Raw genomic sequence first — 12,794 nt, forward strand, 5'->3', positions numbered from 1 at the left:
ATTACGCAAAACGCATGCCAGGCGGTGAGCCACGATGGCACAGTCGCTGGGGAGGCCCAGCCCTCGACGCTATCGAGGGTTGTCGGTCGCGGCCGATCGAGCGCTCTCCCTGACAAGCGTCACGGCAGTGACGAAGGGGGACGTTCTCGACGCCGCGAAACTTCGAGACGCGAGACGCGATCGGCCAAAGGAGAGGGGGGCACGCTCCTTGCTGCTTGCCATCGCGTTCCCGCCCACGCGGAGCTCGCCCCATGTTGCCGACCCCGACCGCGAAACGCCGTAGGACCCCTGCCGTACTCGCGGCAATCCCACTCTCCGCCGCAGTGCTGGGCGGCCTCCTCGCGGTGATCGCGCCACGAGCGCGCCCGCTGCTCGCGGCGGCGGTCGGCATGACACTTGGCCTGACGATCGGCACGGCATGGGCCACCAAGCGCGACCGGCGCGCCGCGCGCCGCATCGAGGGGTCGGCAAGGTCGTCGGCCGCGTCGCTCGGCCTGCTCCTGGCGCATTGCGAGGACGCGTTGGCCGTCACCGACGCCTCGCTGCGCCTCGTGTACGTCAACGAGGCCTTCGCGGCCCTCTGCGGACGCCCCATCGACCCCGCATCGGGCACGACGCTCGTCGATGCCCTCGCGCACCGCTTCGCGGACGACGCGGAGTTCGCACACACGATCGCAGAGCTCGCCGAGGACCCGGAACGCGAGAGCGCCGGCGAGCTCACGCGCCTCTCGACCCCGGCGCGATCCTTCGAGTGGCGCAGTGTCCCGCTACGCGACGCCGGCGGCATCGTCACCGGTCGAGGCTTCCTCTTCCACGACGGCAGCCAGGCGCGCGAGCTCGCCGGCCTCAAGGGCGACTTCCTGAGCACCGTGACGCACGAGCTGCGCACGCCGCTCACTTCGGTCAAAGGATCGCTGCAGCTCGTTCTCGGCAAGTCCGCCGGGCTCTCGCCCATCGATTCGGAGCTGTTGCACATTAGCCTCAAGAACGCCGATCGCTTGATCCGCCTGATCAACGACCTCCTCGACATTTCCCGCCTGGAGCTGGGAAAGATCGAACTGACCTTCGCGAAGGTCGGGATGCCTTCCTTGATCGACGAGGCCGTGGCGGGGCTCCGGGCCTACGCTGCGGCCCGCGAGATCACGATCGCCTCCTCGATCGCCTCCGACGTGCCCGCGCTCGCGGGCGATCGCGATCGCCTGATCCAGGTGTTGACCAACCTCATCTCGAATGCCGTCAAGTTCTCTCCCGCGGGCGGGCACGTGGACGTCTCGGTGGATGCCTGCAGCGACGAGGTGCACATTGCGGTGCGCGATCGCGGCGTCGGCATCCCGACCGCCGATCAGAGCCGTCTCTTCCAACGCTTTCAGCGGCTCCATCCCGGACATTCGGGGGAGCCCGGGAGCGGCCTCGGGCTCGCGATCTCGAAGGCGATCGTCGAACGGCACGGGGGCACCATCCTGCTCGACAGCCGCGAGCACGAGGGCTCGACCTTCACCGTCGTCCTGCCCGCCATCCGCGAACGAGCGCGAGCGGCGGATGCCACGGCCCGGCCGCTCTCCGACGAGGAACCTCCCACCGTGCTCCTCGTCGACGACGACGTGGAGCTCGGATTGACGCTGGAGAAGGCGTGGGGACAGCACTACCAGCTGACGCGGGTCGAGCGTGGCGCCGAGGCAATCGACGTCGCCCGCCGGATCCGTCCGGACGTCGTTCTTCTCGACGTCGTGCTCCCCGACCTGAGCGGCTATGACGTCCTACGCATCCTTCGCACCACCGGCGCAACGGCGACGATCCCCGTAATCATGCTCACCGTGCAGCCCGAACGGGCATTGTCGGCGAACCTCGGGGTCGTGGACGTCGTGCCAAAGCCGCTCGACGTCGCGCAGCTGACCCGCGCCGTGGACCGGGCGCTCGCCGACCGTCGAACGGTGGAGTCCCCTCGGCTCGCCGTCGGCGGTTGACGCCGGCGGTCGCACCGCCGCGCCCCGCGGGCGACGGAGCGATCGCCTCCGTTACTCGCGCCCCTTGGCCCCGAGCGACGCTCCGCGCTTGCGCGCGAGACCCTGGATCGCTCGCCACGCGAGCTTGCTCGGGTTGGCGTGGCCGTTCTCCCACCGATTGACGGTCGATACCGTCACCGCGATCGCATGCGCGAACTCTTCCTGCGTCATGCCGAGACGCGAGCGCAGCTCGCGAATGGACCGAGATCCAGGTGCATCACCCTCGGGAAGCACGTCCAACGTCTCCTCGCTGTTTCGCTCCATTGGGTGCTACCTCCTGCGCATGACGCTTGGAATACGTCCGGGTGTTGCCCACGGCGTTCGCCATGGCAGGCAGCAACCCGCGTGCCACGGCGGGTTCTTCGGAAGGTCGGCGATGTACGCCCGTGATCGACGCCCCGAGCGACGGTCTGATGCCGCACGGCGGCGCGCGGGTGACGGCACGGCGTCCTCCGTTGCCTTGGAGCGGCACCATTCGCTATGGGGAACATACGGGTTCGCACGGCACGACAGAGGAGGAGATCGATGAGCATGGTCCGGAAACTCGAGGTTCTGGTGGCAGCCTGTACCCTTGTAAGTAGCGTGGCGGGCGTCGCTCCGACCTTCGCAGCGGCCACGCCGGAGGAGACCGTCAAGACGTACCTGGCCGCGATGAAGGACCAGAAGTTCGACGAAGCCTACAAGCAGATCTCGAAGGGCATGGCCGCCAACAAGGACGCCGAGGCCTGGGCGAAGGAGCAGAAGTACATCTTCCAGACGGGTGAGGTGAAGATCTTCAAGTACGAGGTCTTCCCGGGGAAGGTCGAAGGCGATACCGCCAAGGTCCCGAACATCCTCAGCTCCCAGGACAAGTTCCTGAACCAGCTCGGCGCCGACGAGTACGAGCTCTACACGCTCATCAAAGAGAACGGCGAGTGGAAGATCGATCAACAAGAGATCGTGGAGAAATCGGACCAGCCGAAGTGGTTCCCCAAGAAGGCGGGCTGACGCCGCGACCCGCTCGTCGGTTGACTCGCGATTTGATCTGAGGCAGTAGACCGCGGTCCCTGTGCCGCCGCGAGTAAGCTCCTGGCGAGCCTGCGTTTTTTCCTAGGAGGGGTTCATGCAGACAACTCGGCGCGCCCTGGCGGCGCTCAGCATCGTTGGCGCTCTCGTGATCGGTGGATGTCATCACGAGGTCGAGCTTCCGCCCCTTCCGGAGCACAAGATCTCGCTCCTTGGTGACCGTTTCTTCGATGTGAAAGCGCTCTCGGCGGATCACGTATTGGTCGCCGGCTACCGCGGCAAGATCCTCGAGACCACCGATGCAGGACGTTCGTGGAACGTCATTCCGACACCCACCGATCGGGCGCTCTACAACATCCGCTTCGCGGACGCACAGAACGGATGGATCTGCGGCCAGGCGGGCGTGATCCTCAACACCAAGGACGGCGGCAAGACCTGGGTCGAGCAGAAGAGCAACACCGAACAGTACCTGTTCGCGATCTACACCTTGAGCCCGACCCACGTGTACGCCGTCGGCGACAAGTCCACGCTCCTCGAAACGACCGATGGCGGCGTCACCTGGAAGGTTCGCAAGATCGCCCAGGACAAGGAGGGCATCTCGGACGACATCGCTCTCGCCGTGCAGGACCCGATCTTCTACGATATCGAGTTCGCCGACGATCAACACGGCTGGATCGTCGGGGAGTTCGGTACGATCCACGCGACCTCGGACGGCGGACAGACGTGGAGCCCGCAGCAGGAAAGCCTCCTCGGCGAAGGCATCGTCGACATCCTCGATCTCCCGACCTTCTTTGGCGTGCACTTCGTGAACGCGCAGGAGGGAATCGCCGCCGGCCTCGAAGGAAGGATCGCGCGGACCAAGGACGGCGGCGCGCATTGGTCCTTCGAGACGATCGACGAGAAGATCGCCGTCGAAGATCCGCTCTACTCGCCGTTCCTCTTTCCGGACGGCAAGGCCTGGGTGGTCGGCGCGGGCGGCGAGGTCCTGACCCGCGAGCCCGATCAGGCGGCCTGGAAGCGCGCGAAGCTCGGCATGCGTCTCTTTACGTGGCTCCGTGGCGTCGACTTCTTCGATCACAACAATGGGTGGATCGTCGGAGGCTTCGGCACTATCCTGAGGACGAAGGACGGCGGCAAGACCTGGACGCCGAGCCTGGCGTAAGCACCGCCTTCACGGGGCGGCCGCGGGAGCTCGCGGCCGCCGCCCGTGGCTCGATTGAAGCCACGAACGTGTTTGCCTACCATGCGCCCGATGAGGTTCGTGGGGTCGGTGGGCGCCAGGGCGCTATGCATCCTACTGATCGTCGCAGGTTCGGGATGCACGACGACGGCCCGTCGCGGACGACCGGACGGCGCCGTCGCGAATTTCTTCCCTCTCCCACCGGGCTCGTCATGGGAATACGTCGTCTCCCGTCGCGCTGACGGCGCGCCGCTACGGTTCACGGCTGTAGTCCGGCCGACCGAGTTCATCGGCCCGCACGGGCATGCATGTCGCATCGTCGACGAACGGTACGGCGTCCGTCCTTCCGACGAACCCTCGCCGATCCTCTACTGCACCGAAGGAGGCTATCTGCATCGTGTGATGTCGCTCGAGTACCGAGGCGAGTCCCTGGAAGACACCGGCATGCGCTCCGGCGAGCTCAAGTTCCTCCCCGTGAATCTCACGGCCACGCCGGCGTGGGAGGGGCGAACGAACGCCTACCAACTCCCGGACGGCTCGGGATACGAGGTCCGCCAGCTCCATCAGGTCTACACGCAGCAGGAGCCGATCGAGGTTCCGGCGGGACGCTTCGAACACTGCGCTCGCGTCGAGACGACGGCGATCCACTCCGCGACGTCGACGGACGGCACCGCGATCGGACCCCGTATCGTCTACTACTATTCGGACTGGTATGCGCCCGGCGTGGGATTGATTCGCACCGAGCAGCGCAGCGCCACGTCCGAGGTCCTGGCCACCGTCGAGCTGGTCAGCTTTCGTGTGAGCCCGGAAGCGGGACGCCAGTGATCGAGGTCCGCGGGCTCGTCAAGGACTTCGGAAGAACCCGCGCCGTCGACGGCGTCAGCTTCTCCGTTCGCCCCGGTGAGATCATGGGACTGCTCGGACCAAACGGATCCGGCAAGACCACGATCATGCGCCTGCTGACCGGCTTCTTTCCGCCGAGCGACGGCAGGGTCAGCGTAGACGGCCTCGACGTCGAGGAGCACCCGCTCGCCGTCCGCGAGCGCATCGGCTACCTGCCCGAGAACGTTGTCCTGTATCCGGACCTCTCCGTGCGACGCTTTCTCACGTTCTGCGCGGCGGTCAAGGGCGTCTCGTCACGTGAACGGCTCGCGCGCATCGAAGAGATCATGCAGGCCTGCGGCCTCGTCGAGGTCGCCGACAAGCTGATCGGCAAGCTCTCCAAGGGGTACCGACAGCGCGTGGGCATCGCGCAGGCCGTCATGCATCGACCGCGCGTCCTCGTGCTCGACGAGCCCACCGTCGGTCTCGATCCCCGCCAGATCGTCGACATCCGGAGCCTCATCAAGTCGCTCGGAGGTTCGACGACGATCCTGCTCAGTACGCACATCCTACCCGAGGTCAGCATGACGTGCGAACGCGTCATCATCATCGACTACGGGCGGATCATCGCCGAGGACACCGCGGAGGGCCTGACCCGCCGGCTGCAGGGATCTCACGAAACACGTGCCCGCGTCGCGGGACCGCGCACCGCCGTGCTCCAGGCGCTCCGGGCACTTCCCGACGTCGACGAGGTCCGTGAGGAAACGGGAGCGGACGGCGTCGTCTCGGTCGTCGTGCGGTCCGCGCGCGGAGACGAGGCCCGGCGCGAGCTCGCCGCAATGGTCGTGGGAAGAGGCTGGGGGCTCCTCGAGGTCCGCCCGCTCCCGATGACACTCGAGGAGCTCTTCGTCCGCCTGGTACGAAGCGAACGGGACACGACCGCGTGAAGACGGTCGCGCTGATCCGCAAGGAGCTGGCGTCGTATTTCGCCGGGCCCCTGGTCTACGTCGTGGTAGGCGCCTTCCTGCTCGCGACCGGCTACCGATTCTACACGACGCTGAACAGCTACGTGACCTTCGGCTTCGGCATCAACATTCTCGAAAACTTCTGGCAGGATTTCTTCGTCAACCACATCGGCTTCTACCTGCTGATCGTCGTGCCGCTGTTCACGATGCGCCTGATCGCGGAGGAGCGACGCCTCGGCACGATCGAGCTCTTGTACACATACCCCCTGCGGGACACCGAGATCATGCTGGCAAAGTTCGCCGCGTGCCTGCTGATCTTCTTGCTCTTCCTCGCCGGTACGGCGCTCTATCCCGCCATCGTCTACGCCATTCAGCCGTTCGACCCGAGTCCGTTCCTCGCCCGCTATCTCGGCGCCGTCCTCTTCCTCGCGAGCTGCATCGCCTGCGGCTTGTTCGTATCCTCTTTGACCGACAGCCAGGTGGTTGCGTCGTCGTGCACGTTCGTCGTGCTCCTCCTGTTCTGGATCCTCACCTGGAACGAGGCCGCCGTCAGCTCGACGTTTCTCACGGTCCTGAGCCAGCTTTCGACGTTCGACCACTTCTTCAGCTTCGCGCGTGGCGTGATCGATCTGAAGGACGTGACGTACTTCGTGCTCTTCATCGGGCTCTTTCTGTTCCTGACCCTGCGTTCGATGGAATCGCGTCGCTGGCGAGGTCGCCGATGAGTCCGGGGCGGAGCGGGTGGGCCTCTCTCGCGCTCGGTACGATCGGACTGATCGGGTGCGGATTGCTCGTGCTGCTCTTGACGTACCGTCACAACGTTCGTCTCGACCTATCGCCCCAGCGCACCTACACCCTGTCGAGCCACGCCAAGAAGATCCTCTCGGATCTGCCCCGCGAGGTCCGACTCACCGTCTTCGTCCGGAGCGAGGATCCGCGCACGCCCCAGCTGAAGGATCTCCTCTGGCGGATCACGCAGCAGACGCCCCGCGTCACCTACGAATTCATCGACCTCAACCGCTCGCCGGCGCTCGCCCGTCGCTACGGGATCGATCGCTACGGTGCCGTCGTCGTCGAGAGCGGAGGACGGCGGCGCGACGTATCGAATCCGAGCGAGACGCTCCTGATGGGGGCCCTGCTCGCCGTCACACGCGACCACGAGCGCATGGTGTACTTCGTCACGGGACATGGAGAACGCTCCCCTGACGACGGCGACCGCAAGGCGGGCATGTCGGTCGCGAAGAGCACCCTCGAGGACGACCAATTCGTCGTCCGAACGCTGCCGCTCATGCGAGCCGAATCCGTGCCGATCGACGCCACCGTGCTGGTGATGGCGGGGCCGCGCAAAGACTATCTGCCCGGAGAGATCACGCAGATCGAGGGCTACCTGCACCGCGGAGGCAATCTGCTGCTCCTCGTGGATCCGGAAACGCCGTCGTCGATTGCCGCCTTCGCGGCGAGCCTCGGAGTGGCCACGCCCGTCGACCGGGTCGTCGTTGATCCCGAGCGTCGCCTGGCTGGCGGGGAGGCCGTGACCGTCATGGTGGCGGACCTCCTGCCGTCGTTCCTCGTGAGCGGAACTCTGGAATCCCCCCCGGTGTTCTCCTACGCTCGCCCCCTCGAGATCATCGAACCTACTGCGACTTCTACGCTCGCCTTCCTGAAGACCAGCAGCGCCAGCTCCGCGGTCCCGGAGAACGGGGTTCGCGCCGAGAGTGGCGGCCGCCCCACCGGACCTCAGATCGTCGGCGCGGCATTCTATCCGGCGCCGGAGCGCCACGGCCGCCTGATCGTGATCGGCGACAGTGATTTTGCCACCAACGGCATCATCGACTACCTCGGGAACAAGGATCTCCTGGTCAACAGCATCAACTGGCTCGCGCGTGACGAGTCACTGCTCGCCGCCCGCGCCCAGTCGAAAGAGGTCGGACGCGAACAATTTTTCGTCACCGAGACGCAGGGGGCTTGGTCCTTCTGGCTCGCGACGGTGCTGCAACCAGCGATTTTTTTCGCCGTCGGTTTCTTCGTGTTCCTCCGGAGACGACGCGCGTGAGCTGGAAACGAGTGACCGTGATCTACGTCGTGCTCGCGCTGCTCGCGATCTTCGTCGAGGTCGTCGACCGGGTGGCGCCCCCTCCCGAGGAGCACGCGCAGGCACCGGTCGGACCGTCGCTGCTCGAAGCGGACGCCGCCGCCGTCACGACCGTCACCTTCCGCAAGGATGTCCGGGTCGTCCGCGCGACGCGCCAAGACGGCACCTGGCACACGCTGGAGCCGCCTGGCGCCCGCATCGCTCCCGACCTGATCGACGCGACCGTCGCCACGCTCACCGCCGGACAGGCCGCCGAGCGCCTCGGCAACGCGCCCGAACACGACCTGGCGGCGTACGGCCTCGAGTCCCCCGCGGCGACGATCGAGATCATGGTGGGTCTTCCGCCCATGCACCCCGTCACGGTCGCGCTCGGGGCCCGCAATCCGACCCAGACGGCGGTCTACGCGCGTCGCAGCGACCGGGCCGCGATCTACCTCGTGGGCATGAACCTCCGCTACTACCTCGATCTGATCTTCGAGGCTGCGCCGCCCAGCTGATCGCCGGAAGATCCCGGGCGGCGCTCGAACGTGAAGCTCACGAGCGTCCGGCCTCCGTCCCGGTATTTCCGGGCGAACGACGTCGTGAGCCCGGGATGATCCTCCGTCATCTCGATCTCGCGGAACTCACCGCTTCCGAGCACGTGGGCACGCGCGACGGTCGCATACGTCGCAACGTCGGTCGCGAAGTGCAGGCGCCCCTCCGGTGCCAGCGTCGCGGCGAGCGCCCGCACGAAGCCGCCCGTGAAGATGCGCCGCGGCGCGTGCGCGCGCTTCGGCCACGGGTCCGGGAAGTAGACATGATATGCGGCGACCGACGCGGCCGGAATGACCGACGAGACGAGGCATCGCGCGTCCGCCTGCAGCATCCGCACGTTCGCCGCGCCGCGCGCGGCGAGACGCGCGTCCAGTCGCCGAGCCTTCGACGGCGATCGCTCGATGCCGAGATAATTCCGGTCCGGATGCCGTGCGGCCCTGGCGAAGAGAAACGCTCCGTCGCCGCTGCCGATCTCGATCTCCACGGCGGCGGCGTTCCCGAAGACCTCGCGCCAGAACGCCGTGCCGTCACGCTCGTGCGTCCAGCTCATCCGCGCGGTAATGCGAGCGCGTGCTCCACCAGTGCCTCGGGTTCGGGTTCGCCGTATTCACGCTGGGTGCCCGTAGAACCTGGAGCAGAGCTCGAGTCGAGCGCGCTCCTCCGACTCGCGACAACGGAAATCCACGCCGCCGCCGCTATTCTGCCTTCACGCGAGATAGATAGCCGCCACTCTCGGTATCGACCTTGATCATGTCCCCGACGTCGACGAAGTTCGGCACGGGCACGACGAGCCCGGTCTCGGTGGTAGCCGGCTTCAGCACGTTGGTAACGGTGGCCGTCTTGAGACCGGGCGCCGTGTCGGTCACGCGCAGGTCGACGGTCTTCGGAAGCGTCACGCCGATGGGCTTCCCCTCGTAGAAGTCCACCGTGACCCGCATATTGGCGAGCAAGTACTGCACGGCGTCTCCCAGCCACTCGGCGTCGAGCGCGATCTGCTCGAAGCTTTCCGTGTTCATGAAGTGGTGTCCCTCGCCATCGCCGTAGAGGTACTCCATCTCCTGCTGGTCGAGCGTCACGCGATCGATCTTGTCTTCCGACCGAAAACGATTCTCGGTCTGCGTTCCGGAGCGCACGCTCCGCATCTTGGTCTGGACCATGCCCCGCCAGTTTCCCGGCGTGATGTGCGTGACCGCCATGACGCGGTAGAGATCGTTCTGGTAGTTGATGAGCATACCGACGCGCAGCTGCGTTGCAGGGATCAGCATCGAACCTCCCGAGGAAATCAGCGGGGCGAGGTACCACCCCCGATGGCGGAACGCAACGCGGCGCGCCGGCACGGACCACCCGCGGACGGCCGTGCGAATCCATCCGCTCCGACGGTATAACTCTGCGTCCTATCAGCGAGTTCGCCTTGACACATCCGGGGGCCCGTCGATAATGGCGGGGAGGCTGTCTGCGTCGTCAGTGCTTCAACCACCCGCCGGGCGCGCGGGGATGCCCGCGTGCTCGTCGGCCGCCGGTCGAAGGCAGCTACTCAGGAGCGAACGTCATGCTTTTTCCGAGTGATCGACAGTTGCGCGACGGCCTCACGGGCCACGAGGGGCGTGTTCAGGGCTTCATCGGGGGTTCCATCACGTCCGACGAATTCCGCCCGATGCGCCTCAGCTACGGCCTCTACTACCAGCTCGATCACACGAGCTACATGCAGCGGATCAAGATTCCGGGCGGCCTGCTCACGGTCCCGCAGATGCAGTGCTTGAACGACATCGCGGACGACTACGGGCGGGGCGTCGCGCACCTCACCACCCGTCAGGACATCCAGATCCACTGGGTTCCCCTGGGCGACGTCGGCACGATGTATCGGCGCCTCCACGCCGTCGGCATCACGACGCGCGGCGCGTGCTCCGACGGCGTCCGCAACGTGACGGCTTGCCCGCACAGTGGGCTCCTCGCGTCGGAATCCTTCGACGTCTCACCCTACGCGCAGCTCATCAACGACTATTTCCTCTTCAACCCGCTGAACCTGACGTTGCCGCGGAAGTTCAAGATCTCCGTCACCAACTGCGAGCGCGACTGCGCCCAGGGCCCGATCAACGACATCGGCCTCTACGCCCACGTCCGCACCGAGAGCGGGAAGCGCGTCCCCGGCTTCGCGGTCGCCGTCGCAGGCGGCCTCGGATCCCAGCCGTACCTCGCGACGCGCCTGCGCGATTTCGTGCCGGCCGAGGACGTGCTGATCGTCTCGGAAGCGATCCTGCGCATCCAGCACCGCCTCGGCGAGCGCAAGAACCGGAGCCGGGCGCGGGTGAAGTATCTCATGCGCAAGCTCGGCGCCGACAATTTCTCGAAGGCGCTCGACGAGGAGGTCGCGCGGGTCGAGGCGAAGCGCGGCGACGAGCTGCGCCGCGAGACTCGCGAGTACGTGGCGGGCTATGAGCTGCCAGCGCCGCGCCACCCGGGCGCCCCCCTGGCCGGCGGCGACGCCGCCTACGGCGCGTGGGCGGCCACCAACGTGACCGCGCAACGCGATGGCGGATACTTCCTCGTGACCGTCACGGTGCCGATCGGCGATTACACGACCGCGCAAGGACGCGCGCTCGCCGCGCTCGCCGACGAGCATGGCAACGGCACTCTCCGCGTCTCCAATGAACAGAACTTCCTGCTGCCGTCGATCAGCGGCAAGGACGTTCCGGCGGTCTACCGGCGACTCGTCGAGATCGGCCTTGCGGAATCGGGCGCGAACCACATCACGGACGTCGTCTCGTGCCCCGGAGCGGACTATTGCAGCCTCGCCGTGACCCGCTCCATGGGAATGGCCGAACGCATCCGTCACCACCTGGCCGAAAGCGGCATATCCGCCGGTGCTCTCGGCGAGCTGCACGTGAAGATCAGCGGATGCCCGAACTCGTGCGGACAACATCACGTCGGCGACATCGGCCTGACCGGGATGTTGATCAAAGGCAAGGACGGCGTAGAGCGCCCCCACTACTCGATTCTGCTCGGCGGCCACGTCGGGGAGCACGACCACGCGGTCGGCAAGCGGCTCGGCGGCCGGTTCCCCGAAGCGGCCGCTCCGCGTGCGATCGCGGCAATCGCCGAATGCTACCGGACGCGCCGCGCGCCGGGAGAGGCGTTCCACGTGTTCGTGAAGCGGGTCGGCATGGACGAACTCAGCAAGATCGCCGTCGCGGCGGCCCCCGACGACGTTCGCTGAACCCATGCCCGTCGAAGATGTGCCGGTCGAGCGTCGGTACTACCGGGGCACCGTGTCCGTCGTGCATCACGGCAGCCGGACGGGGTGGCTTCGGACGGAGCGCGGTCGGGAGGTTCCGTTCGCCGCGGCGCACCTGACCCTCGTCGGCACCACGAGCTTCTCGACCCTGTGTCCCGGCCTTCAGGTCGGATTCGACCTCGGTCGGAGCTCTCGCGGGCTATGCGTGACGACGATCCGGGTGTACGACACGCCCTGACCGGAGATGACCAGACACGTTCTCGCCGCCATCACCATGTTGGTGGGCTCGGTCGCTCCGTGCCTCGCCTACGAGGCCATTCCATTCCAGGATGGCGGCGCGATCCGAGGGCGGGTCCGCTATGTCGGCGAGCCTCCGAGGCCGGCGGTGATCTCCATCACGAAGGATCCCGAGGTCTGCGGTCACGAGAAGGTCGCCGGCGACCTTCTCGTGTCGCCGCGTAAGGCCATTCGGAACGTCGTCGTACGATTGCGCGACGTCCCCCGGGGCAAGCCCATGCCGAAGCCGCGAACGGTGCGGTTGCGCCAGAAGGCGTGTGAATACGTGCCGCGCGTGGCGGTATTCCCCGCGGGATCGCGCGTCCGTATCGAGAATCTCGACGAGATCCTCCACAACACCAACACGCGCTCGGAACGGAATCGGCCATTCACCTTGGCGCAGCCCGGATTCCGTCGCGTCTTCGATAAGCGCATCGATGAGCCGGAGATGCCGATTCGAATCCGCTGCGACGTCCATTCCTGGATGGCGGCCTGGTGGATCGCGCAGGAGCACCCCTACTACGCGTTGACGGACGAGGACGGCGTCTTCGCCATCGAAGACGTTCCGCCAGGTAGCTACACCATCGAAGCGTGGCACGAAACGCTGGGCACGATCACGCAGGCCGTGACCGTGGCTCCGCACGCAGCGCTCGACGTCACGCTCCACATGACTTCACGCTAGGTT

Annotated in this window: 13 protein-coding genes; 10 read left to right on the forward strand and 3 right to left on the reverse strand. The window is 66.5% G+C overall.

The window, feature by feature from the left end; genetic code table 11:
* Positions 1 to 323: 323 nt before the first annotated feature.
* Positions 324 to 1,964, forward strand: a complete 1,641-nt coding sequence (locus tag IT293_05750; protein MCC6764149.1) for a PAS domain-containing protein — start codon at positions 324 to 326, stop codon at positions 1,962 to 1,964.
* A gap of 51 nt (positions 1,965 to 2,015) precedes the next feature.
* Here IT293_05750 and IT293_05755 read toward each other — a convergent pair whose 3' ends face one another.
* The gene (locus tag IT293_05755; GenBank protein MCC6764150.1) at positions 2,016 to 2,267 is read right to left on the reverse strand and encodes a helix-turn-helix transcriptional regulator; all 252 of its coding nucleotides are present in this window, start codon (positions 2,265 to 2,267) and stop codon (positions 2,016 to 2,018) included.
* Positions 2,268 to 2,528: 261 nt separating this feature from the next.
* Here IT293_05755 and IT293_05760 point away from each other — a divergent pair, with 261 nt between their 5' ends.
* From IT293_05760 to IT293_05785, 6 genes are all read left to right on the forward strand, one after another.
* A complete protein-coding gene (locus IT293_05760) occupies positions 2,529 to 2,990 on the forward strand; it encodes a hypothetical protein (GenBank protein ID MCC6764151.1) in 462 nt (153 codons plus the stop codon).
* A 115-nt stretch (positions 2,991 to 3,105) separates the two neighbouring features.
* Positions 3,106 to 4,170: a hypothetical protein gene (locus IT293_05765; protein ID MCC6764152.1), complete on the forward strand. Its 1,065-nt coding sequence runs from the start codon at positions 3,106 to 3,108 to the stop codon at positions 4,168 to 4,170.
* 326 nt (positions 4,171 to 4,496) lie between these two features.
* Positions 4,497 to 5,957, forward strand: coding sequence for an ABC transporter ATP-binding protein (locus IT293_05770; protein ID MCC6764153.1), 1,461 nt, complete (start codon positions 4,497 to 4,499; stop codon positions 5,955 to 5,957).
* Complete coding sequence (locus tag IT293_05775; protein MCC6764154.1) at positions 5,954 to 6,700, forward strand: ABC transporter permease; 747 nt, start codon at positions 5,954 to 5,956, stop codon at positions 6,698 to 6,700. The genes IT293_05770 and IT293_05775 overlap by 4 nt, the downstream gene beginning before the upstream one ends.
* Entirely contained in the window at positions 6,697 to 8,028 is a 1,332-nt protein-coding gene (locus IT293_05780; GenBank protein ID MCC6764155.1) for a GldG family protein, read from the forward strand. Before IT293_05775 ends, IT293_05780 begins: the two co-directional genes overlap by 4 nt.
* Complete coding sequence (locus tag IT293_05785) at positions 8,025 to 8,564, forward strand: DUF4340 domain-containing protein (GenBank protein ID MCC6764156.1); 540 nt, start codon at positions 8,025 to 8,027, stop codon at positions 8,562 to 8,564. Before IT293_05780 ends, IT293_05785 begins: the two co-directional genes overlap by 4 nt.
* Here the strand turns inward: IT293_05785 and IT293_05790 are convergent.
* Together IT293_05790 and efp are read right to left on the reverse strand one after the other, a co-directional pair.
* Complete coding sequence (locus IT293_05790; protein ID MCC6764157.1) at positions 8,525 to 9,151, reverse strand: tRNA (guanine-N7)-methyltransferase; 627 nt, start codon at positions 9,149 to 9,151, stop codon at positions 8,525 to 8,527. The two genes, IT293_05785 and IT293_05790, sit on opposite strands and share 40 nt — an antisense overlap.
* A gap of 145 nt (positions 9,152 to 9,296) precedes the next feature.
* Positions 9,297 to 9,866, reverse strand: coding sequence for an elongation factor P (gene efp / locus IT293_05795; protein MCC6764158.1), 570 nt, complete (start codon positions 9,864 to 9,866; stop codon positions 9,297 to 9,299).
* 284 nt (positions 9,867 to 10,150) lie between these two features.
* Here efp and IT293_05800 point away from each other — a divergent pair, with 284 nt between their 5' ends.
* Genes IT293_05800 through IT293_05810 form a run of 3 tightly spaced genes read left to right on the forward strand, consistent with a single transcriptional unit; the run spans position 10,151 to position 12,791 of the window.
* Positions 10,151 to 11,815, forward strand: a complete 1,665-nt coding sequence (locus tag IT293_05800; protein ID MCC6764159.1) for a nitrite/sulfite reductase — start codon at positions 10,151 to 10,153, stop codon at positions 11,813 to 11,815.
* A gap of 4 nt (positions 11,816 to 11,819) precedes the next feature.
* Positions 11,820 to 12,071, forward strand: coding sequence for a hypothetical protein (locus tag IT293_05805; GenBank protein ID MCC6764160.1), 252 nt, complete (start codon positions 11,820 to 11,822; stop codon positions 12,069 to 12,071).
* A 6-nt stretch (positions 12,072 to 12,077) separates the two neighbouring features.
* Positions 12,078 to 12,791, forward strand: coding sequence for a hypothetical protein (locus tag IT293_05810; protein ID MCC6764161.1), 714 nt, complete (start codon positions 12,078 to 12,080; stop codon positions 12,789 to 12,791).
* Positions 12,792 to 12,794: the final 3 nt, after the last annotated feature.

It is taken from the genome of Deltaproteobacteria bacterium, from assembly GCA_020848745.1.
In the GTDB taxonomy this organism is placed as follows: domain Bacteria; phylum Desulfobacterota; class Binatia; order UTPRO1; family UTPRO1; genus UTPRO1.

What these genes read in the sequence shown, in the direction of transcription:
- IT293_05755 (MCC6764150.1), bottom strand. Translation starts at nt 2,267, where the DNA reads ATGGAGCGAAACAGCGAGGAGACGTTGGACGTGCTTCCCGAGGGTGAT.
- IT293_05805 (MCC6764160.1), top strand. Translation starts at nt 11,820, where the DNA reads ATGCCCGTCGAAGATGTGCCGGTCGAGCGTCGGTACTACCGGGGCACC.
- IT293_05810 (MCC6764161.1), top strand. Translation starts at nt 12,078, where the DNA reads ATGACCAGACACGTTCTCGCCGCCATCACCATGTTGGTGGGCTCGGTC.
- IT293_05770 (MCC6764153.1), top strand. Translation starts at nt 4,497, where the DNA reads ATGTCGCATCGTCGACGAACGGTACGGCGTCCGTCCTTCCGACGAACC.
- IT293_05780 (MCC6764155.1), top strand. Translation starts at nt 6,697, where the DNA reads ATGAGTCCGGGGCGGAGCGGGTGGGCCTCTCTCGCGCTCGGTACGATC.
- IT293_05760 (MCC6764151.1), top strand. Translation starts at nt 2,529, where the DNA reads ATGAGCATGGTCCGGAAACTCGAGGTTCTGGTGGCAGCCTGTACCCTT.
- IT293_05800 (MCC6764159.1), top strand. Translation starts at nt 10,151, where the DNA reads ATGCTTTTTCCGAGTGATCGACAGTTGCGCGACGGCCTCACGGGCCAC.
- IT293_05790 (MCC6764157.1), bottom strand. Translation starts at nt 9,151, where the DNA reads ATGAGCTGGACGCACGAGCGTGACGGCACGGCGTTCTGGCGCGAGGTC.
- IT293_05765 (MCC6764152.1), top strand. Translation starts at nt 3,106, where the DNA reads ATGCAGACAACTCGGCGCGCCCTGGCGGCGCTCAGCATCGTTGGCGCT.
- efp (MCC6764158.1), bottom strand. Translation starts at nt 9,866, where the DNA reads ATGCTGATCCCTGCAACGCAGCTGCGCGTCGGTATGCTCATCAACTAC.